Raw genomic sequence first — 21,989 nt, 5'->3', positions numbered from 1 at the left:
GAAGAGGAGACGGGAGATGGAAGTAATCAACCATACCGTGATCAACCTGATCATTTTCGTGCTGGCGATCTACGTCGGCTATCACGTTGTCTGGAACGTGACGCCGGCGCTGCATACGCCGCTGATGGCCGTGACGAACGCGATTTCGGCGATCGTCATTGTCGGCGCGATGCTCGCAGCGGGCCTGACGGTCGGCGGTTCGGGCAAGTTCTTCGGCACGATTGCCGTGGCGCTTGCGGCCGTGAACGTGTTCGGCGGCTTCCTCGTCACACGGCGGATGCTGGAGATGTTCAAGAAGAAGGAGCCGAAGAAGATCGCGGGTCCTGGTGGTTCGAAGGAGGGTGCGTAAATGAGCATGAACGTCGTTACGCTCCTTTATCTGATCGCCTCCGTCTGCTTCATCCAGGCGCTCAAGGGCCTGTCGAATCCGAAGAGCGCGCGCGCCGGTAACGTGTTCGGCATGGTCGGGATGGCGATCGCGATTCTGACGACCGTTGCGCTGATCGCGAAGCAGGCCGCCGTGCTCGGCTCGAACCTGACTCTTGGCCTGTCGCTTGTGTTCGTCGCACTGGTGGTGGGCGGCGGGATCGGTGCGTTCGTCGCCGCGCGCGTCGAGATGACGAAGATGCCGGAACTGGTCGCGGCGATGCACTCGCTGATCGGTATGGCAGCCGTGTGTATCGCGTATGCGGTGGTGTCGGAACCGGCCGCGTTCGGCCTCGGCGCCGAGGAAGGCATTGCGGGCTTCCTGCCGTATGGCAACCGGATCGAACTGTTCATCGGCACGTTCGTCGGCGCGATTACCTTTAGCGGTTCGGTGATCGCGTTCGGCAAGCTGTCGGGCAAGTACAAGTTCCGGCTCTTCCAGGGCGCGCCCGTCGTCTATGCGGGCCAGCATCTGATCAACCTGCTGCTCGCGCTCGCGATGATCGGCTTCGGCGTGATCTTCTTCCTCACGCAGTCGTGGCTGCCGTTCATCATCATGACGCTGATCGCGTTTGCGCTGGGCGTGCTGATCATCATCCCGATCGGCGGCGCGGACATGCCCGTGGTCGTGTCGATGCTGAACTCGTACTCGGGCTGGGCGGCCGCGGGCATCGGCTTCTCGCTGAACAACGCGATGCTGATCATCGCCGGTTCGCTGGTGGGTTCGTCCGGTGCGATCCTGTCGTACATCATGTGCAAGGCGATGAACCGCTCGTTCTTCAACGTGATTCTCGGCGGCTTCGGCGCTGAACCGGGCGCGGCGGCTGCGGGCGGCTCGACGGAACAGAAGCCGGTGAAGTCGGGGTCGGCGGAAGATGCGTCGTTCATGCTCGGCAACGCGGAGACCGTCGTGATCGTGCCGGGCTATGGTTTGGCCGTCGCGCGTGCTCAACATGCGCTGAAGGAACTGACCGACAAGCTCGTCGAAAAGGGCATCGACGTGAAGTACGCGATTCACCCTGTCGCGGGCCGCATGCCGGGCCACATGAACGTGCTGCTGGCGGAAGCCGAAGTGCCGTACGAAATCGTTCACGAGATGGAGGACATCAACGGCGAATTCGGTCAGGTCGACGTGGTGCTGGTGCTCGGCGCGAACGACGTGGTGAACCCCGCCGCGAAGAACGATCCAAAGTCGCCAATCGCGGGCATGCCGATCATCGAGGCGTACAAGGCACGCACGGTGATCGTCAACAAGCGTTCGATGGCGGCGGGTTATGCCGGTCTCGACAACGACCTCTTCTACATGGACAAGACGATGATGGTCTTCGGCGATGCGAAGAAGGTGATCGAAGACATGGTGAAGTCCGTCGATTGATGAAGTACGCTGCGGGGCGCGTTCAAAGGCGCCTCGCACGCTTCATCGAGTGTCACGATCAGGTGTCACGACCATTCGCTCAGCGCGGCTTCACGCCGATGCTGCGCATGAAATCCGCGAGCCGTCTTCCCTCGACATCGGGAAACGGCTCGTGCACTTTCAGGTCGTCGATATTCGTAAGCGCGAAGTGTCGAAAGTCTCCGCGCAGTTCGCACCACGCGCCGAGCGTGAAGCGCGCGCCCCAGTACGCGAGCGCGAGCGGCCATACGCGCCGCTGCGTCGCCGCGCCGTTCTTGTCCTGATACGCGAAGCTGACCACGTGCCGCGTGTCGATCGCCCGATGCAGCGTATCGACGATCGCGGAGACATTCCCGTCGATATGAAACGACGGTGCGAAGAACGCGAGGCGGTCGATGGTCGCGCGCTTGTCGGCGGGCATCGCCGACGCGATCTTCGCGAGCGCGCCGCGTGCGCCCGCCGCCATGCTTTCGCCGCCCCATGATTCGAGCATCCGCGCACCGGCGGCGAGTGCCGTGAGTTCTTCCGCCGTGAAGGTGAGCGGCGGCAGGCTCGCGCTGCGGCTCAGCCGATAGCCGATGCCCGGCTCCCCTTCGATTGGCACGCCCGACAGTTGCAGGTCCTGCACGTCGCGATAGACGGTGCGCAGCGACACGTGCAGCCAGTCCGCCAGCTGCTGCGCGGTGGTCAGCCGCCGGCCGCGCAGCAGCTCGGCGATCTGGAACAGGCGGTCGGCGCGACGCGTCATCGTGGGTGTCTCGCGGAAATAGACGGGGAATCTCCCGCGATGATAGCGCCGCACGACGCGCTCCTGTCGACGGGAGTTGGCGGCTAAGCGCCTGCTCCCGTCCCACGCAAGATGATGGCGGTCACGTCTGCCGACGCGTCACTCGTTGGTCTTCGAATGGAGGCCGACACGGTTGCCTTCCGTATCGGTGAAAAAGCCGATCCAGCCGATGTCGTGCGGCAACTGCACGGCAGGCCCTTCGACCTTGCCGCCTGCGCGCTTCACGCGTTCGAGGGTCGCGCTGACGGTCGGGCGCGCGTTCAGGTAGACGAGCGAGCCTGTCGACGACGGTTCCATGGTCGCGCTCTGGACGATGCAGCCGCCCGTCGACGGCTCGTCGTAACTGAAGACGGCCATCGGCATGCCGAAGTCTTCGCGGCGCAGCGTCGTATCGAGCGCGGCCTCGTAGAAGCGGACCGCGCGCTCGAAGTCGACGGATGGGATCTCGAACCAGGCAATGGCGCGATTGGGTTGTGCTGACATGACGTTCTCCTGTGAATGTGTCGCCGGATGGCGCAGGAGAAGTGTGCGGGCGGGCTGCTGACACCGTTCTGTCAGTAGCGTTGAGAGACGCCGCGAGCGCAGCCGATAAAAAAGCGGGCATTACGCCCGCTTCCACTTTCACTCAATCAGCCACTCAAATGAGCCGCCGAAGCGAAAAAAACCGCTTACGCCTTCGGCTCGTCGGCAGCCGGCCGCTGCCTCACGCTTCCCGCGATCAGATCGAAGCGGAACAGCCGGCATTCGAGCGCGCCGTTATACAGCGGCGTTTTCGCCGACTCGCGCAGACGCAACTGCCCCGGCAGCTTGCGATCCGACGTCAGCACGAACGCGTGCCAGCCGGTGAAGCGCTTCTTGAGCGCATCGCCGAACGACTGGAAGAACTCGGCGATATCGCCCGTATCCGCTTCCGCGCGCCGGAAGCCGCCTTCTTCGCGCCCCGTATTGCGTATCTCGCCACGCGGACCGCGTCCACGCACTTCGATCCGCTCGCCATACGGCGGGTTCGCGACGAGAATGCCGGCCTCGCTGACGGGTGGCGTCATGTTGCGCGCGTCGAGTTGCTTCAGCGGCAGCGCGGGAAAACCGGCGCGCTCGAAATTAGCGCGCGCCTTCTCCAGCATGTTATCGGAGATGTCGCTGCCGAAGATCAGCAGATCGCCACGGCCCGCGCGCGCCGCGCGTTTCGCGTCTTGCGCGGCGACCTTCAGCGCTTGCCACGCCGATACGTCGTACTGCCGGAACTTCTCGAACCCGAAGCGGCGATCGACGCCCGGCGCGATGTTCAGCGCGACCTGCGCGGCCTCGGCGAGGAACGTTCCGCTGCCGCACATCGGGTCGTACAGCGGCGTGCCCGGCGTCCAGCCCGTCAGGCGCAGGATGCCAGCCGCGAGGTTTTCGCGCAGTGGAGCCGCGCCCTTGTCGAGGCGCCAGCCGCGCTTGAAGAGCGGTTCGCCGGAGGTATCGAGATACAGCGTGCAGTCGGTTGCCGTCACGAACGCGAATACGCGCACGTCGGGCGCGCCCGTATCGATGCTCGGACGCGCGCCCGTCTTGTCGCGCAGACGGTCGCAGATCGCGTCCTTCACGCGCAGCGTCGCGAATTCGAGGCTGCGCAGCGGCGACTTGATCGCGGTGACGTCGACGCGCAGCGTCTCATTCGCCGAGAACCATTGTTCCCAGTGCTGTTCGAGCGCGAGCGCATAAATGTCCTGCTCGTTGCGATACGGACGATGCGCGATCTTCAGCAGCACGCGGCTCGCGATGCGCGAATGCAGATTGGCGGCCATGCCGGCTGCCCAGCCGCCTTTGAAGTGCACGCCGCCGGGCACCTGCTCGCCGGCGGTGAACGGCGCGCCGTTCAGATGACGCGCGGCGATCTCGGCGAGTTCGGCGGCGAGCGTGGCTTCGAGGCCGCGCGGGCAGGGGATGAAAAATTCGAAGGACATGGAGGTTGCCGCAAGGCGTGGGTCAAGGCGACATTGTACGCGGTCGCCTCGCTGTGCCTTCGGGTTGGGTCGCGCGTCGGCGGTCGCGTGCGCGCGGCGCGCGCGTCAGCGCACTTCACCGCGCGTTACCGTCACGTCACGCGCGTGAGCCTGCTCAGCCCTTCGACCCCGCGTTCAGCGCAGAAGGCGCCGATGGCACCGATGGCACTGCTGATGCAGCAGCCGGCCCGGCCGCCGACGCCGGACACGTCACGCTTGCGCCGCGCGCGGGCACCGCCGCGAGATTGCGCACGGCAGCGGCGATTTCCATCGAGATCTGCTGGACCGCTCGCCGATGGCCTTCGGCGAGCGCGTCATAGCCGCCGGACACCGGCTCGCCGGCCACGCTGCGGCACGTCAGCACCGCCTGCGTGCGCACCGCTCGCACACTCCACACGGCATCGATCAGCGCGTGCGAGCCGGGCCAAGACTCGAAGCGCTGCACATTCACGCTGATGCGGTACACGGGCACGCGATCGGGATACGGCGTGCCGTACACGTCGATCGTGCCCAGTTGCTGCGTCAGCGTGCTGGACAGCGCGCGGCGGATCTCGTCGCCGGGCAGCGACGCCCAGCGCTCCTGTTCGAGCACCTGCACCTGGGTCGGGCCCGTCTGCACGACGAGCTGGTTCTTCGCCACTTGCGATGGCACGTCGACGGGCGGCACTTCGATCAGAAACGCAGGGTTGCTCGCGGTGCGCACGGCATCCGGCGAGGTGTCACCGGCGGAGAGCGTATAGAAGCGGCTCGCCGGCGACGAGCACGCGGCGAGCGCCGCAAGCAGCACGGAAGACAGCGCCAGCGCGGCAACGCGCATCGTTCGGGGGACGCGGGCAAACGTCATGGCTTGTCTCCTGATTTACCGCGCAGCAGCGATTCGGGATGGCGTTCGAGATAGTCCGACAGCGCATTCAGCGATTGCAGCGTGCGCGTCAGCTCTTGCAGCGCCTGATGCACGTCGGATTGCATCGGCGAGTCCTGCTGCAGCGTCGCTTCCGCCGAGCCGAACGTCTGCTTCGCGGCCGCGAGCGTGTCGCGCGCCTGAGGCACGACTTCCTTGTCGAGCCGCGTGAAGAGCTGATCGGCGTTCTTCAGCGCGGTGTTCAGGTTGTTGCCGATCTGGTCGAACGGCACCTGATCGAGCTTCTTCGCGATGTCGGCGACCTGCAGCTGCAGTTCGTCGAGCGTGTTCGGAATCGTCGGCAGCTCGATCGGATCGCGCGAAACGTCGACGGTCGCGGCGGGCGCCTTCGGGAACAGGTCGAGCGCGATGTACAACTGACCCGTCAGCAGGTTGCCCGTGCGCAGCTGGCCGCGCAGGCCGTGCTTGACGAGCGCCTGCAGCATCTTGTGACTCGCTTGCGTGCCCTGGTCGGGCACGGGCTGGCCCTTGGTGCGGCGGCGCAGGCGGTCGGGATACAGGTCGATTGTGACGGGCATCGTGAAGTTCTTCGTCTGCGGATCGTATTCGACGCCGATGTTCGTCACCTGGCCGAGCACGATGCCGCGGAAATCGACGGCCGCGCCGGGCGACAGCCCGCGCAGCGACTGGTTGAAGTTCATCACGACGCGCACGGGCTCGCCGTCGGGCTCGCGCATCGCATCCCCTTCATCCGAGCCGAGGCGGAACGTCATGTTGTTCGGCGCCTGCGCGCCGACGGCCTGACCCGGCGGCGACTGGAACGCGAGGCCGCCGACGATCACCGTCGCGAGCGATTGCGTGTTCAGCTTGAAGCCGCTCGAATCGAGCCGCACATCGACGCCGCTCGCGTGCCACCAGCGCGAGTTCGTGCCGACGTACTGATCGAACGGTGCGCTCACGAACACCTGCACGGTCACGCCTGTGCCGTCCTTGTCGAGCGAGAAGCCCGTCACCTGGCCGACCTGCACGCGCCGGTAGAACACGGGCGAGCCGATGTCGATCGAGCCGAGCGATTCGCCGCGCAACGTGAACTGGTGGCCTTTCTGGTCGACGGTGACGGCGGGCGGCGATTCGAGGCCGACGAACTGCGTCTGCGTCTCCGTCGAGCGGCCGCCGTCCACGCCGATATACGCGCCCGACAGCAGCGTGCCGAGCCCCGACACGCCGCTTGCGCCGATGCGCGGACGCACGACCCAGAAACGGCTGTCCTTCACCGCGAAGTCTTCAGCTTCCTTCGACAGCTGGACCTCGACGTTGACGCGCGAATGGTTCTTCGCGAGCTTGATCGTTTTCACGAAGCCGATGTCGACGTCCTTGTACTTGACCTTCGTCTTGCCGGGCTCGAGCCCCTCCGCGCTAATGAAGGTGATCGTGATCGTCGGCCCCTTTTCGAGCACCGACTTCACCACGAGCCCGACGCCGATCAGCGCCGCGATCAGCGGAATCACCCAGACGAGCGAAGGCAGCCAGCCGCGTTTCGTGACGATCTCGGGTTCGGGGACGGGCGGCTCGCTGCGCGGCGCGCCGCCCGGTGGCGTCGGCTCTTGAGGGCTATTCATGTGGTGGGTCCTGAAGTATTGCGGTTCGCGCGGGCTGCGTCGCCTGTGCCTTTGTCCACGTCGTCCCAGATGAGGCGCGGATCGAACTGCATCGACGCAATCATCGTGAGGATCACGACCGAGCCGAACGCGAGCGCGCCCGGCCCCGCCGTGATGACAGCGAGCGACTTGAAGCGCACGAGCGCGACCGTCAGCGTGATGACGAAGATGTCGAGCATCGACCAGCGGCCGATGCGCTCGACGATCCGGTAGAGCTTCGTCCGTTCCAGCGGACGCCATGTCGAATGGCGTTGCGCAGTGATGGTCAGAAGCGCGAGCACCGTGAGCTTGAGCATCGGCACGAGAATGCTCGCGACGAACACGATGATCGCGAGCGGCCAGTCGCCCGACGTCCAGAAGTAGACGACGCCGCTCATGATGGTGTCGTCCTCCGCGCCGAGCAGCGATGACGTATGCATCACGGGCAGCAGGTTCGCGGGAATGTAGAGCACGGCGGCGGCGATCAAAAGGGCCCAGGTGCGCATCAGGCTGTCGGGGTTGCGCCGGTGCAGGACCGCGCCGCAGCGTGTGCAGCGTTGCGGTTCTTTCGAGCGCACGCGCGGCTGCACGCGCGAGCACGCGTGACAGGCGACGAAACCGGCGCGCGAGGCCGTCGTGTATTTCATCGGCCGGTCATCCCTGGTGCGGCGCGGCGGTGCCATCGACGCCGGGTTTGCCCGCGTCGCGTCCGGCCTGATCGGCGTGAGCATCGCCGTCATCCCCATCGCCATCGCGCGCATGGCGCTCGCGCCGCGCTTCCAGCACGCCGAGACCTTCGGCGACGTCCCACAACGTGCGCGGATCGAAGGTGACGACCACGACGAACATCAGCGTGAGCGCGCCGAACGCGAACATCGCCGCCTCGGGGATCACGCGCGCGAGACTTACCATTTTCACGATCGTCACGAGCACGCCGAGCATGAACACTTCGATCATGCCCCACGGACGCACGAACTGGATCGCGCGCAGCACCTGGTTGAAGCCGGGCGGCACGATGCCGGCGCGAATGGGGATCAGCAGATAGAGCAGCGCGGTCAGTTCGGTCAGCGGGAAAAGAAACGTCGAGCAGAACACCATCACGGCGACGATCTGCATGTCTTCGTTCCACAACGCGACGATGGCGCCGATCAGGCTGGTCTGCGACGTGATGCCATTGGTTTCCAGCTCAACGATCGGAAAGCCCTGCGCGATCAGAAACGTGATCAGCGCGGCCATCGTCATCGCGGTGATGCCCTCCAGCCGTCCCGACGCGCTCCCGTACAGGATCGCGCCGCATCGCGGGCAGCGCGCCGTCCGCTTGCGTCCGAGGCGGGGTTTCTGAAACAGCGCGTCGCATTCGTGACAGGCAATCAGATGGTCATGTTCCATGCAGGCGATCGGAAAACAGGAGGCGATGTGTCGTCGTGTCTGTGGTTGGACCTTACAGCCGGTTACGGCGCGACGCGTGGGGTGAAAGGGCACGCGGGAGGGCGCGCGGCACGGCTTGGGGGCAATAGTATCAAAGCTCGCCGGGATGACGTCCGTCGGTGTGTGCTGACGGATGCCCGGCGAATGGACTGACGTTCGTCGGCTTGCCCAGGGCTCTGTCCGACAGATGCGGCGCTCACGCGTTCAAACCGCAACAGCAAATTTCGCGCCGCGTGCAAAGCCGCCAGCCTGCCGAAGCGGCTTGCGGTACGATTAGCGCCGCGAGCCGTTGGTGCGCCGGGATCGGGCGCGACGGAATAACGGCGTCGACTGCGTCGTTTAACTTTTATGTTTGGCGTCGGTTCTGTCATGGCACACACTTCTTCGCTTCGTTCGTTCTCCGCACGGGCTCCGTCATACACGTCGACGGCCATTGCGCTGCACTGGCTGATCGCGCTGCTGATCGTCTGCGGCTTTGCGCTCGGCTGGGTGATGACGGACATCCCCGGCTTCACGCCGACCAAGCTCAAGTACTTTTCGTGGCACAAATGGATCGGCGTGACCGTGTTCGCGCTCGTCGTGCTGCGCCTCCTCTGGCGCGCGACGCACGCCGTGCCGCCGATGCCCGCGCATATGCGCGCGTGGCAGCGCGGCGCCGCGCATCTCACGCATTTCCTGCTGTATGTGCTGATGGTCGCGATTCCCGTGTCGGGCTATCTGTACAGCTCGGCGGCGAACGTTCCCGTCGTCTATCTCGGGCTCGTGCCGCTGCCGCGTCTGATCGCCCCCGATCCGCACCTCAAGGAAGTGCTGAAGTCGGTCCACATCGTGCTCAATTACACGCTTCTCGGGCTGGTCGTGCTGCACATGCTGGCGGCGATCAAACATCAATGGCTCGATCGCGACGGTCTGCTGTCGCGGATGATCCCTTTCCTCAAATAAGGATAAACATGAAGGTTTCGTTCTATCGCTACATGCTCGCTGCGTTTGCTGCCGCATCGCTGGCCGCGTCGGGTGCCGCGTTCGCGCAGGTCGACATGGGCAAGAGCACGGTCACGGCGACGTCGAAGCAGATGAACGTGCCCGTCGAAGGCAAGTTCGGCAAGTTCACCGCGCAAGTCTCGTTCGATTCTTCGAAGCCGACATCGGGCAGCGCGCAGGTCACGATCGATACGTCGAGCTACGATCTCGGCGACGAAAGCTATAACGAGCAGGTGCGCGGCAAGGAGTGGTTCGATTCGAAGACGTATCCGACGGCGACTTTCGTATCCAGTGCGATCGCGCCCGCAGGCACCAATCAGTTCAAGGTCACGGGCAAGCTGACGATGAAGGGCAAGTCGCAGACGGTCGTCGTGCCCGTCACGGTGACGAAGCAGGGCGCGGCGCAGGTCTACGACGGCTCGGTGTCCGTCAAGCGTTCGCAGTTCGATATCGGCACGGGCGAATGGAAGGATACGTCGGTGGTCGCGGACGATGTGACGATCAAGTTCCACATCGTCGCCGCGAGCAAGTGATTCATCGCATGCACACAGAAGGGAGAATGAAGTGAAACCGATGCTTTTGATTGTTGCCGGCGCACTGGCGTCGTCGATTGCGGCGGGCGCGTTTGCCGCCGATACCTATCAGCTCGATCCGATGCACACCTATCCGAGCTTCGAAGCCGATCATATGGGCGGCGTGTCCACGTGGCGCGGCAAGTTCACGAAGAGCTCGGGCGCGGTGACGCTCGACCGCGCGGCGAAGACGGGCACGGTGGACGTCACGGTCGATACATCCTCGATCCAGATCGGCAACACGAAGCTCGAAGAGCATCTGCGTTCACCCGATTTCTTCGACGTCGCCAAGTATCCGACGGCAACGTACAAGGGCACGGCGATCAAATTCGACGGCGATATGCCCGTCGCCGTGGATGGCCAGTTCACGATGAAGGGCGTCACGAAGCCGCTGAGCCTGAAGATCGAATCGTTCAAATGCATCCAGCATCCCGTACTGAAGCGCGAAGTGTGCGGTGTGGAAGCGGAGGGCGAGTTCAATCGCGCGGACTATGGAATGGACTTCGGCACCAAATACGGTTTCAGTATGAAGACGGTGCTGCACATCCAGGCGGAAGGCATCAAGCAGTAAGCTAAGCGCTCTCACCTGAATCGGTGCGCAAGCCGCTTCGTTCGCATTGGCGACGAAGCGGCTTTTTTATTGGTTTCTTCATGATGACAGTGAAGGCGGTGAACACCTGGCGCTTTCACGTCTCGTGCAGGTTTCTTTTTTGCGGTACATAGTGAAGGCAGACGCCGGACCGGTTGTGCGCGCATCGAGTCCGGCAAACATGACAGAAGCGGGCAATGTCCGCTGATTGCCACGACAACGACTACCTCGCGCGCATCTGGAGATCCGCAATGAGTTCAACGATAGCCGCGAGCGCGGCGCAGAGTCGTCCCGATACGTGGCGCACGGTGATCGCCGCATCGATCGGCAATGCGCTGGAATGGTTCGATCTCGTCGTCTATGGTTTTTTCGCCGTCGTCATTTCGAAGCTGTTCTTTCCGGCGGGCAACGATACGGTGTCGCTGCTGCTGACGCTCGGCACGTTCGGCGTGTCGTTCTTCATGCGGCCGCTCGGCGCGATCGTGCTCGGCGCGTATGCGGACAAGGCGGGGCGCAAGGCCGCGCTCACGCTGTCGATCGTGCTGATGATGATGGGCACACTGATCATCGCCGTGCTGCCGACCTGGCAGTCGATCGGCATCGCCGCGCCGCTGATTCTCGTCGTCGCGCGGCTGATGCAGGGCTTCTCGGCGGGCGGCGAGTTCGGCAGCGCCACCGCGTTTCTCGCCGAGCATGTGCCGGGTCGGCGCGGCTATTTCGCGAGCTGGCAGATCGCGAGCCAGGGCCTGACGACGCTGCTCGCCGCGCTGTTCGGCGTCGTGCTCACGGGCGAGCTGTCTCCGGAACAGCTGAGCGCGTGGGGTTGGCGCGTGCCGTTCTTCTTCGGCCTGCTGATCGGGCCCGTCGCATGGTATATCCGCACGAAGCTCGACGAGACGCCCGAATTCCTCGCCGCCGAGACCACGCAGACGCCGATCCGCGATACGTTCGCGAGCCAGAAGGCGAGGCTCTTCATCGGCGTGGGCATCGTCGTGCTCGGAACGGTGTCGACGTATCTCGTGCTGTTCATGCCGACTTATGCGATCAAGCAATTGGGCTTGGCTCCCTCGGTGGCATTCGCGGCCATCTCGCTGGTGGGCGTGATCCAGCTGGTGTTCTCGCCGATCGTCGGTCATCTGTCGGACCGCTACGGACGCGTGCGGATCATGCTCGTGCCCGCCGTGCTGCTGTTCCTGCTGATCCTGCCGGCGTTCACGTATCTTGTCGCGCATCCGACCTTCGGCACGCTGATGCTGATGCAGATCGTGTTCGGCTTCCTGATGACGGGCTATTTCGGCTCGCTGCCGGGCCTGCTGTCGGAGATTTTCCCAGTGCAGACGCGCACGACGGGCATGTCGCTCGCCTATAACATCGCCGTGACGATCTTCGGCGGCTTCGGACCGTTCATCATCGCGTGGCTGATTCGCGCAACGGATTCGAAGGTCGCGCCGAGCTTCTATCTGATGTTCGCGGCCGTCGTGAGCGTGATCGCGCTGGTGGCGGCGCGGCGCAAGCTTGGGTTCAGATAATCGCCTGGGTGCTGCTGCGCAGCTGTCGTAAACGACAAAGGCCGGTTCAGTTTCGAACCGGCCTTTTGTTTACCCTTCTATCTATGCCTTAGAACCTCTCAAACGCAACCGATCAAACCTGCGCGCCTGCGTTCGGATCGTTCGGATCGTGACGTTCCTTCTTTTCCTTCAGCAGATCTTCCCGCTTCACGCCGAACCACATCGCCAGCGCCGCCGCGACGAACACCGACGAGTAGATGCCGAACAGAATGCCGACCGTCAGCGCGAGCGCGAAGTAGTGCAGCGTCGGGCCGCCGAACAGGAACATCGACAGGACCATCATCTGCGTACAGCCGTGCGTGATGATCGTGCGCGACATCGTGCTCGTGATTGCGTGGTTGATCACTTCCATCACGCCCATCTTGCGTTCGCGGCGGAAGGTCTCGCGAATCCGGTCGAAGATAACCACCGATTCGTTCACCGAGTAGCCGAGCACCGCGAGCACGGCGGCCAGCACCGACAGTGAGAACTCCCATTGGAAGAACGCGAAGAAGCCAAGAATGATCACGACGTCGTGCAGGTTCGCGATCACGCCCGCGATCGCGTACTTCCACTCGAAGCGGAACGACAGATAGATCACGATGCCGGCGACCACGCACGCGAGCGCTAGCAGGCCGTCGGTCGCGAGTTCCTTGCCGACCTGCGGACCGACGAACTCGACGCGTTGCAGCTTCGCGTTCGCGTCCTGGCCCTTCAGCGCGGACATCACCTGGTCGCTTTGCTGCGCCGAGGTCAGGCCTTGCTTCAGCGGCAGGCGGATCAGCACGTCGCGCGAGGTGCCGAAGTTCTGCACCTGCGCGTCGCCGTAGCCGATCTTTGTCAGCGTATCGCGTACGGGTTCGAGCGGCACCGCGCCCGGATACTGCACTTCGATGACCGTGCCGCCCGTGAACTCCACGGAAAGATGCAGCCCGCGATGCAGCAGGAAAAACACAGCGGCGATGAACGTCAGCAGCGAGATCGCGTTGAAGATCAACGCGCGCTGCATGAACGGAATGTCTTTACGGATGCGGAAAAATTCCATGTTCTCTTTCTCCGGGACTCAGCGGGATGAACCCGGTTTCTTCGTGCCATCCGGCGCGTTGCGGTTGCGCAGCGTCGGCTTGCCGGCGCGGGCTTGCGCGCTGGCGGGCGCTTTCGCCTTGGCCTTCGGCGCCGTTGTCGCTGCCATCGCGCGCGCCGTGTCGGTGTCCGTGTCGGCGTTGTCGAGGTAAGCCGTTGCGCCGTCGGCGGCAGCCGGCTTCCACACCTGGCCGACGGCCAGCGACTTCAGCTTCTTCTTGCCGCCGTACCACAGGTTCACGAGCCCGCGCGAGAAGAACACGGCCGAGAACATCGACGTCAGAATGCCGATACAGTGCACCACGGCAAAGCCCCGCACCGGGCCGGAGCCGAATGCAAGCAGCGCGAGACCAGCGATCAATGTGGTCACGTTCGAGTCGAGAATCGTCGCCCATGCGTGCGCGTAGCCGTTCTGGATCGCCAGCTGCGGCGGCGCCCCATTGCGCAACTCTTCGCGCACGCGCTCGTTGATCAGCACGTTCGCGTCGATCGCCATACCGAGCGCGAGCGCGATAGCGGCGATGCCGGGCAGCGTCAGCGTGGCCTGCAGCATCGACAGGATCGCGATCAGCAGCAGCAGGTTCACCGACAGCCCGATCATCGAGATCAGGCCGAACAGCATGTAGTACGCGATCATGAACGCCGCGATCGCGATGAAGCCGTAGACGACGGAATCGAAGCCCTTCTTGATGTTGTCCGCGCCGAGGCTCGGGCCGATCGTGCGTTCTTCGATAATGTCCATCGGCGCCGCGAGCGAGCCGGCGCGCAAGAGCAGCGCGAGGTCCGTTGCCGCTTGCGGGGTCGGCTGGCCCGTGATCTGGAAGCGGTCGCCCAGTTCCGACTGGATCGTCGCGACCGTCAGCACTTCGCCCTTGCCCTTTTCGAACAGGACCATCGCCATCGGCTTGCCGATGTTGTCGCGCGACACGCTGCGCACCGCGCGGCCGCCCGCCGAATCGAGACGGATGTTGACGGAGGGACGCTGGTGCTCGTCGAAGCCCGCCGACGCGTCGATGATGCGATCGCCCGTGAAGATCACGGCCTTGCGCAGCAGCACGGGTGCCTGGTTGCCCTGCGTGAACAGCTCGTCGCCGGCCGGCACGGGATCGCCCGGGTTCGGATGCAGGCCGTTCGGATCGGCGAGGCGCGCTTCGAGCGTCGCCGTGCGGCCGATGATGTCCTTCGCCTTCGCCGTGTCCTGCACGCCCGGCAGCTCGACGACGATGCGGTCGGGGCCTTGCTGCTGGATCACCGGCTCGGCCACGCCGAGTTCGTTGACGCGGTTATGCAGCGTCGTGATGTTCTGCTTGAGCGCCGCATCCTGCACCGTTTTCTGCACGGCCGGCGTGAACGTGCCCACCACCTGGACGCCGCCGCTCGGGTTCGGCTGCGTCGCCCACTGCAGTTCGTTGACGCCCGCTTGCAGCTGCGTGAGCGCGTTCTCCGCGACACTCTGATCCGCGAAATTGACGACGACCGACTGGCCGACGCGGTTCACGCCGCCGTCGCGAATGTTCTTGTCGCGCAGCAGCGTGCGCGCATCCGAGGCGTCCGAATCCAGCTTCTTGTTCAGCGCGCCCGCCATGTCGACCTGCAGCAGGAAGTGCACGCCGCCACGCAGGTCCAGGCCCAGATACATCGGCAGCGCGTGCAGGGCCGTCAGCCAGCGCGGCGATGCGCTCTGCAGGTTCAGCGCGACGATGTACTGCGGATCGGTCGGATCGCTGTTGAGCGATTTTTGCAGCAGGTCCTTGACGCGCAGCTGCGTGTCGGTGTCCTTCACGCGCACGCGAATGTTCGCGTTCAACGTGGAGTTGTCGAACGTGACGTCGTCCGGCTTGATCTGGCTCGATGCGAGCGCCGCTTCGACCATCGACAGCGTGGCCGAATCGAGCTTCACCGTGGCCTTGCCGCTCGACACCTGCACCGCCGGCGCTTCGCCGAAGAAATTGGGCAGCGTGTACACGAGGCCGATGACGAGCGCCACCAGCATCACGACATATTTCCAGAGGGGGTAACGATTCATGGGGTGGTCCAACGGGAGGTTGGCTTGAGTGCGATGCGTCCGGCGATGAGCGCGGCGAGCGAAAGCGCCTGGGCGGGCTTCGACCGGCGCGAGGCCGCGCCGGACGCGAGAGAGCAGGCCTTACAGCGACTTCAGGGTGCCCTTCGGCAGAATGGTCGTGACCGACGCTTTCTGCACGGTGATTTCAGTGCCTTCCGCGATTTCGACGCCAACATAGGCTTCGCCGACCTTGGTCACCTTACCGACGATGCCGCCGTTCGTCACCACTTCGTCGCCTTTCGCCATGGCGGCGAGCATGTTGCGGTGTTCCTTCTGGCGCTTCATTTGCGGGCGAATCATGATGAAGTAGAGCACCGCGAACATCAGAATCAGCGGCAGGAAGCTCATCAGGCTCGATTCGGCGCCACCTGCTGCACTGCCTTGCGCGAAGGCATTGGAAATGAACGACACGTTGGTCTCTCCGTTATAACAATCAAAAAAATCAGCCGGTTATTCTACCACCGGCCATTTACGGGACGGCGCCCGGAACAGGTTTTCCTGACGGGCTGTCAAGGGGTTTCGGGTGTTTCTCCGAAAGTAAATTGTAATGTCTGCTGCGCTATGTGGGAGGATGCTTTTGTCGCGTTGCCTGACGTGCTTGCCTCGCGCCTCATTTAACTCTAGTCCGTCCCGCGCGCCCGGTTTTCATGAAACAGCTTCTTGAACGCGTCGAACATCCGCGCGTCGATGGCATCGCGCATTTCCTGCATCAGTTCGAGGTAGTAGTGCAGGTTGTGGATCGTGTTCAGCTGCGCGCCGAGAATTTCGCCGACGCGATGCAGATGATGCAGATAGCCGCGCGTGAAGTTGCGGCACGTGTAGCAGCCGCATTGCTCATCGAGCGGGCGCAGCGAGTTCTTGTGCGTCGCGTTGCGGATCTTGATGTCGCCGTAGCGCGTGAAGAGCCAGCCGTTGCGCGCGTTGCGAGTCGGCATCACGCAATCGAACATGTCGACGCCCGCCGCGACGCCCGCCACGAGGTCTTCCGGCGTGCCGACGCCCATCAGGTAGTGCGGCTTGTCGGCGGGCAGCTTCGGGCCGATGTGGTTCAGCACGCGCATCATGTCTTCCTTCGGCTCGCCGACGGACAGCCCGCCGATCGCCAGGCCGTGAAAGCCGATCTCCGACAGCCCCGCAAGCGACTCGTCGCGCAGGTCTTCGAGCATGCCGCCCTGGACGATGCCGAAGAGCGCATTCGGATTGCCGAGCCGGTTGAACTCGTCGATCGAGCGCTTCGCCCAGCGCATCGACATGCGCATCGAATCGGCAGCGTCGTTGTGCGACGTCGGCACGCCGTTGACCGCGTAGGGCGTGCATTCGTCGAACTGCATCACGATGTCCGAGTTCAGCACCTTCTGGATCTGCATCGACACTTCCGGCGAGAGGAACAGCTTGTCGCCGTTGATCGGCGACGCGAACGTCACGCCGTCTTCGGTGATCTTGCGCAGATCGCCGAGCGAGAAAACCTGGAAGCCGCCCGAGTCGGTGAGAATCGGCCGCTTCCAGCCCATGAAGCCGTGCAGGCCGCCATGCGCCGCGATCGTTTCGAGACCGGGGCGCAGCCAGAGGTGAAACGTATTGCCGAGGATGATCTGCGCGCGGATTTCTTCGAGCTCGCGCGGCTGGATCGCCTTCACGGTGCCGTACGTGCCGACGGGCATGAAGATCGGCGTTTCGATCACGCCGTGATTGAGCGTCAGACGTCCGCGGCGCGCCTGGCCGTCGGTTTTCAGCAGCTCGAACTTCAGGCCGTTGTCGGGGCGTACGTGATCGCCGAGATAGGCGCCGTGGTCGGCGCGTGCAGCGTTGTTGTGACCGTCGGTCATTGAATACTCCTGTGCGACCAGAGAACAGTCCGGCGCAGATGATAAGCGCCGCCAGAAGATTTCCGGCGGTGGTGTTGGATCATGCGTTCAGCGCGTCGTCGCTGCGCGTGAGCAGCATCGCGTCGCCGTAGCTGAAAAAGCGGTAGCGCTCCTCGATTGCGTGCCGATACGCCGCGCGTATCGTCTCGATGCCCGCGAACGCGGACACCAGCATCAGCAGCGTCGACTTCGGCAAATGGAAATTCGTCACCAGCCGGTCGATCACGCGAAACCTGTAGCCCGGCGTGATGAAAATATCCGTGTCGGCGCTCGTCGCAGCAAGCGGACGGCCCGCGGCTTCGGCGTCGCGCGCGGCGGCTTCGAGCGCGCGCATCGACGTCGTGCCCACCGCGATCACGCGATTGCCGCGCGCCTTCGTCGCCGTGATCCTGTCGACCAGCGACTGCGGCAACCGATACCACTCGCTATGCATCTTGTGCTCGGCGATGTTCTCGACGCGCACCGGCTGGAACGTGCCCGCGCCGACGTGCAGCGTGAGCGTCGCGCGCTCGATGCCATTTTCGTCGAGCCGCGCGAAGATCGAATCGTCGAAATGCAGCCCGGCCGTGGGCGCGGCGACGGCGCCCGGATTTTGCGCGTACACCGTCTGGTAGCGCGTTTCGTCGAAGGCGTCGGGATCGTGCTCGATATAAGGTGGCAGCGGCAGACGGCCGTACTGCTCGATCAGCGTCAGGCAGTCGTCCGGGAAGTGCAGCGTGTAGAACGGCTCGACGCGCTTGCCGACAGTGACGTCGAAGGCATCGGCGAGGCGCAGCGTCGTGCCCGGCCCCGGGCTCTTGCTCGCGCGAATCTGCGCGAGCGCGGTACGCTCGCCCGTCAGGCGCTCGACGAGCACTTCGATCTTGCCGCCACTGGCCTTCTGGCCGAGGAACCGGGCCTTCAGCACTTTGGTATCGTTGAATACGAGCAGGTCGCCGGCATCGATGAGTTCGGGCAGATCGGCGAAATGGCGGTCCGCGAACGTCGCGGGCTTCGTCTGCCCATTCACTTCGAGCAGACGGCTCGCGCTGCGCTCGGGCAAGGCGACTTGCGCGATCAGCTCGGGCGGCAGGTCGAAATCGAAATCGGAAAGCGTGAACATGCGGACTGATGTGATGCGCTGATGCGATAGAAACTGGATTGCCGTCTCGGACGGGACAAAGCTGGAACGAAGCCGGACCGGCGACGGGATCGACGACTCGATCCATAGCGGGTGCGCCAGCGGCCGTCGAGCGGCTATGATTGCGGGACATTGCCGCAGCGGCCATGCATGCGCGCCCGGCAGGCGCGCGCTGGCCGCGAAACTTCTGAAGCCGATATTGTACTTGCGAAGCGACTCATGCCTTTGTCCGATACCCGTTCACCCCTCGACACCGACGACGCCGACGCTCCGAAGAAGCGCCGCGCCGCGCGGAGCAAGGCGGGCGCGGACGCGGCTCAGGAGCCCGCTGTGCCCGACGCTCAAGACGCGAAGAAGCCCGCCGCGAAAAAGCCCACGCTCGCCAAGACAGCCGACAAGCTTGCGAAACTCGGCCTCACGCGCGACATCGATCTCGTGCTGCATCTGCCGATGCGCTACGAGGACGAAACGTCGCTGACGCGGATCGGCGAACTGCTGCCAGGCGGCGTCGCGCAGACGGAAGGCGTCGTGTTCGACAACGAGATCGCGTACCGGCCGCGCCGTCAGCTGCTGGTGAAGATGCGCGACGACGCGGGCGACGAGCTGATCCTGCGCTTCCTCAATTTCTACGGCTCGCAGGTCAAGCAGATGTCGGTCGGCGTGCGGCTGCGCGTGCGCGGCGACGTGCGCGGCGGCTTCTTCGGGATGGAAATGGTGCATCCCGCGGTGCGCGTCGTCGATGAAGACACGCCGCTGCCGCAAGCGCTCACGCCCGTCTATCCGAGCACGGCGGGCGTTTCGCAGGCGTATCTGCGCAAGGCGATCGACAACGCGCTGTCGCGCACATCGTTGCCGGAGCTGTTGCCCGAGCCCGTCGCGCGGCAATATCTGCAGCCGCTCGACGTGCCGCCGCTGATGGACGCCGTGCGCACGCTGCACCATCCCACTTCACATGCCGACGAAACGGCGCTGATCGACGGCACGCATCCCGCGTGGACGCGCATCAAGTTCGAGGAACTGCTCGCGCAGCAGATGTCGCTCAAGCGCGCGCACGAAGAGCGCCGCACGCGCGCCGCGCCGGCGATGCCGCGCCGCTCACCCGCCGACGATGCATCGCTCGTCGCGCGTCTGTCGAAGGCGCTGCCGTTTGCGCTGACGGGCGCGCAGAAGCGCGTGAGCGCGGAGATCGCGCACGATCTGACGCAGCCGCATCCGATGCAGCGTCTGTTGCAGGGGGACGTCGGCAGCGGCAAGACGATCGTCGCGGCGCTCGCGGCCGCCCAGGCCATCGACGACGGTTATCAGGCCGCGATGATGGCGCCCACGGAGATCCTCGCCGAACAGCACGCGCGCAAGCTGCGCGGCTGGCTGGAGCCGCTCGGCGTGACCGTTGCGTGGCTCGCGGGTAGCCTCAAGACGAAGGAAAAGCGCAGCGCGCTCGAAGCGGCGGCGCTCGGCGCCGCGCAGCTCGTGATCGGCACGCACGCGATCATTCAGGATGCGGTCGAATTCGCGCGGCTCGGCCTCGTGATCGTAGACGAACAGCATCGCTTCGGCGTCGAGCAGCGGCTTGCGCTGCGCGCGAAAGCGCAAAACGCCGCCGACGGCGCGCGCGATTTCCAGCCGCATCAACTGATGATGTCCGCGACGCCGATCCCGCGCACACTCGCGATGACGTACTACGCGGACCTCGATGTATCGACGATCGACGAACTGCCGCCCGGCCGCACGCCGATCCTGACCAAACTGGTGTCCGATGGACGCCGCGACGAAGTGATCGGCCGCGTGCGCGAAGCAGCGCTGACGGGGCGCCAGGTGTACTGGGTCTGTCCGCTGATCGAGGAAAGCGAGACGCTGCAATTGCAGACGGCCGTCGAAACGTACGAAACGCTCATCGCCGCGCTGCCGGAACTGAAGGTCGGCCTCGTGCACGGGCGGCTCACGCCTGTCGAGAAAGCGGCCGTGATGGATGCGTTCACTCGCAACGAAGTGCAGTTGCTGGTCGCGACGACGGTGATCGAAGTGGGTGTCGACGTGCCGAACGCGTCGCTGATGGTGATCGAGCACGCGGAGCGCTTCGGGCTCGCGCAACTGCATCAGCTGCGCGGACGGGTGGGGCGCGGCAGCGCGGCGTCGGTGTGCGTGCTGATGTATTCCGGACCGCTGTCGATGACGGCGCGCGCGCGTCTGCAGACGATGCGCGAAACCACCGATGGCTTCGAAATCGCCCGTCGCGACCTCGAAATTCGCGGCCCCGGAGAATTTCTCGGCGCGCGGCAGTCGGGTGCCGCGATGCTGCGTTTCGCGGATCTGGAAAACGACGGCTGGCTGATCGAACCGGCGCTCGAGGCGGCCGCGACGCTGCTTGCGCAGTACCCGAACGTCGTCACGCAGCATCTTTTGCGCTGGCTGAATACGCGCGAGCAGTATCTGAAGGCGTGACGAGGCTTGACGGGGAAGCGCTTCCGCGCCGCGTCACTCTTGAAGGTTGGCGAATTGGCCCCATAGGTGTATAACAGAAACCTATCGAATCTATCGCCCTGATTGGTCCCCAATGACCCTCACAGAACTGAAATATATCGTCGCCGTTGCCCGCGAGCGCCATTTCGGCCGAGCGGCGGAAGCGTGTTTCGTGAGCCAGCCGACGCTGTCGGTCGCGATCAAGAAGCTCGAAGACGAACTGAACGTGCAGATTTTCGAACGCGGCACGAGCGAAGTCAGCGTCACGCCGATTGGTGAGCAGATCGTCACGCAGGCGCAACGCGTGCTCGAACAGACGCTCGCGATCAAGGAAATCGCGAAGCAGGGCAAGGACCCGCTCGTCGGGCCGCTGCGCCTCGGAGTCATCTACACGATCGGACCGTACCTGCTGCCCACGCTCGTCAAGCAGATGATCAAGCGCGTCCCGCAGATGCCGCTGATGCTGCAGGAAAATTACACGCTCAAGCTGATCGAACTGCTCAAGCAAGGCGAGATCGACGTCGCGATCATGGCGCTGCCGTTCCCGGAAACGGGTCTGATGCTGCGTCCGCTGTACGACGAGCCGTTCGTCGTCGCGCTGCCGTCGGGCCACGCGTGGGAGTCGCGCCACAAGATCGATCCGACCGACCTCAAGCAGGAAACGATGCTGCTGCTCGGCAGCGGTCACTGCTTCCGCGATCACGTGCTCGGCGTGTGTCCGGAGCTGATGCGCTTTTCGCAGAACGCCGACGGCATCCAGAAGACGTTCGAAGGCTCGTCGCTGGAAACGATCCGGCATATGGTCGCGAGCGGCGTCGGCATTACGGTGCTGCCGCGCATGTCGGTGCATGAAGTGAAGGCGCACGCGGGCGGCGTCGATTCGGGGCTGCTCAGCTACGTGCCGTTCGACGACCCGGTGCCGGACCGCCGCGTCGTGCTCGCATGGCGCAAGAGCTTCACGCGGATGCCCGCCATCGACGCGATCTGCGACGCCGTCGCCGCGTGCGATCTGCCGGGCGTGAAGAAGCTCGATCTGCCCGCTGCCGTCAACTAACCGCTTTGCCGGTGCATCCCGGTCTTCGGGATGCGCCAGTCCGCCTGCCACCGCCTTCTGCATGAGGCGGAGACTATTGAATGCATAAAATTAATCAAATCGTCGTATTTGATAGTTTTTAATAAACTTTCC

The 21,989-nt window shown here is 64.4% G+C and carries 20 protein-coding genes; 8 read left to right on the top strand and 12 right to left on the bottom strand.

Annotated elements, in window-relative coordinates; all coding sequences use genetic code 11:
• Nucleotides 1-16 precede the first annotated feature (16 nt).
• Nucleotides 17-349, top strand: coding sequence for an NAD(P) transhydrogenase subunit alpha (locus GCT13_RS02695; RefSeq protein ID WP_152755233.1), 333 nt, complete (start codon nucleotides 17-19; stop codon nucleotides 347-349).
• The gene (locus tag GCT13_RS02690; protein ID WP_152755232.1) at nucleotides 350-1,801 is read left to right on the top strand and encodes an NAD(P)(+) transhydrogenase (Re/Si-specific) subunit beta; all 1,452 of its coding nucleotides are present in this window, start codon (nucleotides 350-352) and stop codon (nucleotides 1,799-1,801) included.
• 79 nt (nucleotides 1,802-1,880) lie between these two features.
• Here the strand turns inward: GCT13_RS02690 and GCT13_RS02685 are convergent, their stop codons facing one another.
• The 7 genes from GCT13_RS02685 to GCT13_RS02655 form a co-directional block, all read right to left on the bottom strand.
• Nucleotides 1,881-2,621 (bottom strand): helix-turn-helix transcriptional regulator, encoded by a 741-nt coding sequence (locus GCT13_RS02685; protein WP_407670732.1) that lies wholly within the window; start codon nucleotides 2,619-2,621, stop codon nucleotides 1,881-1,883.
• A gap of 84 nt (nucleotides 2,622-2,705) precedes the next feature.
• Nucleotides 2,706-3,089 (bottom strand): VOC family protein, encoded by a 384-nt coding sequence (locus tag GCT13_RS02680; RefSeq protein WP_152755231.1) that lies wholly within the window; start codon nucleotides 3,087-3,089, stop codon nucleotides 2,706-2,708.
• Between the two features lie 185 nt (nucleotides 3,090-3,274).
• Nucleotides 3,275-4,555, bottom strand: a complete 1,281-nt coding sequence (locus tag GCT13_RS02675; RefSeq protein WP_152755230.1) for a THUMP domain-containing class I SAM-dependent RNA methyltransferase — start codon at nucleotides 4,553-4,555, stop codon at nucleotides 3,275-3,277.
• Between the two features lie 154 nt (nucleotides 4,556-4,709).
• The gene (locus GCT13_RS02670; protein WP_152755229.1) at nucleotides 4,710-5,438 is read right to left on the bottom strand and encodes a PqiC family protein; all 729 of its coding nucleotides are present in this window, start codon (nucleotides 5,436-5,438) and stop codon (nucleotides 4,710-4,712) included.
• Nucleotides 5,435-7,075, bottom strand: coding sequence for a PqiB family protein (locus GCT13_RS02665; protein WP_152755228.1), 1,641 nt, complete (start codon nucleotides 7,073-7,075; stop codon nucleotides 5,435-5,437). Before GCT13_RS02665 ends, GCT13_RS02670 begins: the two co-directional genes overlap by 4 nt.
• Complete coding sequence (locus GCT13_RS02660) at nucleotides 7,072-7,740, bottom strand: paraquat-inducible protein A (protein WP_152755227.1); 669 nt, start codon at nucleotides 7,738-7,740, stop codon at nucleotides 7,072-7,074. Before GCT13_RS02660 ends, GCT13_RS02665 begins: the two co-directional genes overlap by 4 nt.
• A gap of 7 nt (nucleotides 7,741-7,747) precedes the next feature.
• Nucleotides 7,748-8,482 (bottom strand): paraquat-inducible protein A, encoded by a 735-nt coding sequence (locus GCT13_RS02655; protein WP_152755226.1) that lies wholly within the window; start codon nucleotides 8,480-8,482, stop codon nucleotides 7,748-7,750.
• Nucleotides 8,483-8,890: 408 nt separating this feature from the next.
• Between GCT13_RS02655 and GCT13_RS02650 the strand changes: the two genes are divergently transcribed.
• From GCT13_RS02650 to GCT13_RS02635, 4 genes are all read left to right on the top strand, one after another.
• Nucleotides 8,891-9,463 (top strand): cytochrome b, encoded by a 573-nt coding sequence (locus tag GCT13_RS02650; RefSeq protein ID WP_152755225.1) that lies wholly within the window; start codon nucleotides 8,891-8,893, stop codon nucleotides 9,461-9,463.
• Nucleotides 9,464-9,471: 8 nt separating this feature from the next.
• Nucleotides 9,472-10,035 (top strand): YceI family protein, encoded by a 564-nt coding sequence (locus GCT13_RS02645; RefSeq protein WP_152755224.1) that lies wholly within the window; start codon nucleotides 9,472-9,474, stop codon nucleotides 10,033-10,035.
• Nucleotides 10,036-10,075: 40 nt separating this feature from the next.
• The gene (locus GCT13_RS02640; RefSeq protein WP_152755363.1) at nucleotides 10,076-10,645 is read left to right on the top strand and encodes a YceI family protein; all 570 of its coding nucleotides are present in this window, start codon (nucleotides 10,076-10,078) and stop codon (nucleotides 10,643-10,645) included.
• A 269-nt stretch (nucleotides 10,646-10,914) separates the two neighbouring features.
• Nucleotides 10,915-12,192, top strand: a complete 1,278-nt coding sequence (locus GCT13_RS02635; protein WP_152755223.1) for an MFS transporter — start codon at nucleotides 10,915-10,917, stop codon at nucleotides 12,190-12,192.
• Between the two features lie 112 nt (nucleotides 12,193-12,304).
• On the opposite strand, the gene secF is transcribed toward GCT13_RS02635, so the two are convergent.
• The 5 genes from secF to queA form a co-directional block, all read right to left on the bottom strand.
• Nucleotides 12,305-13,255: a protein translocase subunit SecF gene (gene secF, locus GCT13_RS02630; protein ID WP_152755222.1), complete on the bottom strand. Its 951-nt coding sequence runs from the start codon at nucleotides 13,253-13,255 to the stop codon at nucleotides 12,305-12,307.
• Nucleotides 13,256-13,273: 18 nt separating this feature from the next.
• Nucleotides 13,274-15,319 (bottom strand): protein translocase subunit SecD, encoded by a 2,046-nt coding sequence (gene secD / locus GCT13_RS02625; protein ID WP_152755221.1) that lies wholly within the window; start codon nucleotides 15,317-15,319, stop codon nucleotides 13,274-13,276.
• Between the two features lie 120 nt (nucleotides 15,320-15,439).
• A complete protein-coding gene (gene yajC / locus GCT13_RS02620; RefSeq protein WP_012401902.1) occupies nucleotides 15,440-15,769 on the bottom strand; it encodes a preprotein translocase subunit YajC in 330 nt (109 codons plus the stop codon).
• A 209-nt stretch (nucleotides 15,770-15,978) separates the two neighbouring features.
• A complete protein-coding gene (tgt, locus tag GCT13_RS02615) occupies nucleotides 15,979-17,184 on the bottom strand; it encodes a tRNA guanosine(34) transglycosylase Tgt (RefSeq protein ID WP_227746705.1) in 1,206 nt (401 codons plus the stop codon).
• Between the two features lie 79 nt (nucleotides 17,185-17,263).
• A complete protein-coding gene (gene queA / locus GCT13_RS02610; protein ID WP_152755220.1) occupies nucleotides 17,264-18,325 on the bottom strand; it encodes a tRNA preQ1(34) S-adenosylmethionine ribosyltransferase-isomerase QueA in 1,062 nt (353 codons plus the stop codon).
• 237 nt (nucleotides 18,326-18,562) lie between these two features.
• Here queA and recG point away from each other — a divergent pair, with 237 nt between their 5' ends.
• Nucleotides 18,563-20,785 carry an ATP-dependent DNA helicase RecG gene (gene recG / locus GCT13_RS02605; RefSeq protein WP_152755219.1) on the top strand — a complete coding sequence of 741 codons (2,223 nt, stop codon included), beginning with the start codon at nucleotides 18,563-18,565 and terminating at the stop codon, nucleotides 20,783-20,785.
• A 112-nt stretch (nucleotides 20,786-20,897) separates the two neighbouring features.
• Nucleotides 20,898-21,857 carry a LysR substrate-binding domain-containing protein gene (locus GCT13_RS02600; RefSeq protein WP_087732579.1) on the top strand — a complete coding sequence of 320 codons (960 nt, stop codon included), beginning with the start codon at nucleotides 20,898-20,900 and terminating at the stop codon, nucleotides 21,855-21,857.
• The last annotated feature ends 132 nt before the right edge of the window (nucleotides 21,858-21,989 follow it).

The sequence above is a fragment of the Paraburkholderia franconis genome, assembly GCF_009362735.1.
In the GTDB taxonomy this organism is placed as follows: domain Bacteria; phylum Pseudomonadota; class Gammaproteobacteria; order Burkholderiales; family Burkholderiaceae; genus Paraburkholderia; species Paraburkholderia franconis.
This window is presented reverse-complemented; position numbering and strand designations above follow the sequence as displayed.

Excerpts from the sequence above, each read along its gene's own strand:
- GCT13_RS02650 (WP_152755225.1), top strand. The coding sequence starts at position 8,891 with ATGGCACACACTTCTTCGCTTCGTTCGTTCTCCGCACGGGCTCCGTCA.
- queA (WP_152755220.1), bottom strand. The coding sequence starts at position 18,325 with ATGTTCACGCTTTCCGATTTCGATTTCGACCTGCCGCCCGAGCTGATC.
- recG (WP_152755219.1), top strand. The coding sequence starts at position 18,563 with ATGCCTTTGTCCGATACCCGTTCACCCCTCGACACCGACGACGCCGAC.
- secD (WP_152755221.1), bottom strand. The coding sequence starts at position 15,319 with ATGAATCGTTACCCCCTCTGGAAATATGTCGTGATGCTGGTGGCGCTC.
- GCT13_RS02670 (WP_152755229.1), bottom strand. The coding sequence starts at position 5,438 with ATGACGTTTGCCCGCGTCCCCCGAACGATGCGCGTTGCCGCGCTGGCG.
- tgt (WP_227746705.1), bottom strand. The coding sequence starts at position 17,184 with ATGACCGACGGTCACAACAACGCTGCACGCGCCGACCACGGCGCCTAT.
- GCT13_RS02655 (WP_152755226.1), bottom strand. The coding sequence starts at position 8,482 with ATGGAACATGACCATCTGATTGCCTGTCACGAATGCGACGCGCTGTTT.
- GCT13_RS02635 (WP_152755223.1), top strand. The coding sequence starts at position 10,915 with ATGAGTTCAACGATAGCCGCGAGCGCGGCGCAGAGTCGTCCCGATACG.
- GCT13_RS02660 (WP_152755227.1), bottom strand. The coding sequence starts at position 7,740 with ATGAAATACACGACGGCCTCGCGCGCCGGTTTCGTCGCCTGTCACGCG.
- secF (WP_152755222.1), bottom strand. The coding sequence starts at position 13,255 with ATGGAATTTTTCCGCATCCGTAAAGACATTCCGTTCATGCAGCGCGCG.
- GCT13_RS02695 (WP_152755233.1), top strand. The coding sequence starts at position 17 with ATGGAAGTAATCAACCATACCGTGATCAACCTGATCATTTTCGTGCTG.
- GCT13_RS02600 (WP_087732579.1), top strand. The coding sequence starts at position 20,898 with ATGACCCTCACAGAACTGAAATATATCGTCGCCGTTGCCCGCGAGCGC.
- GCT13_RS02675 (WP_152755230.1), bottom strand. The coding sequence starts at position 4,555 with ATGTCCTTCGAATTTTTCATCCCCTGCCCGCGCGGCCTCGAAGCCACG.
- GCT13_RS02680 (WP_152755231.1), bottom strand. The coding sequence starts at position 3,089 with ATGTCAGCACAACCCAATCGCGCCATTGCCTGGTTCGAGATCCCATCC.
- GCT13_RS02665 (WP_152755228.1), bottom strand. The coding sequence starts at position 7,075 with ATGAATAGCCCTCAAGAGCCGACGCCACCGGGCGGCGCGCCGCGCAGC.
- GCT13_RS02640 (WP_152755363.1), top strand. The coding sequence starts at position 10,076 with ATGCTTTTGATTGTTGCCGGCGCACTGGCGTCGTCGATTGCGGCGGGC.
- GCT13_RS02645 (WP_152755224.1), top strand. The coding sequence starts at position 9,472 with ATGAAGGTTTCGTTCTATCGCTACATGCTCGCTGCGTTTGCTGCCGCA.
- GCT13_RS02690 (WP_152755232.1), top strand. The coding sequence starts at position 350 with ATGAGCATGAACGTCGTTACGCTCCTTTATCTGATCGCCTCCGTCTGC.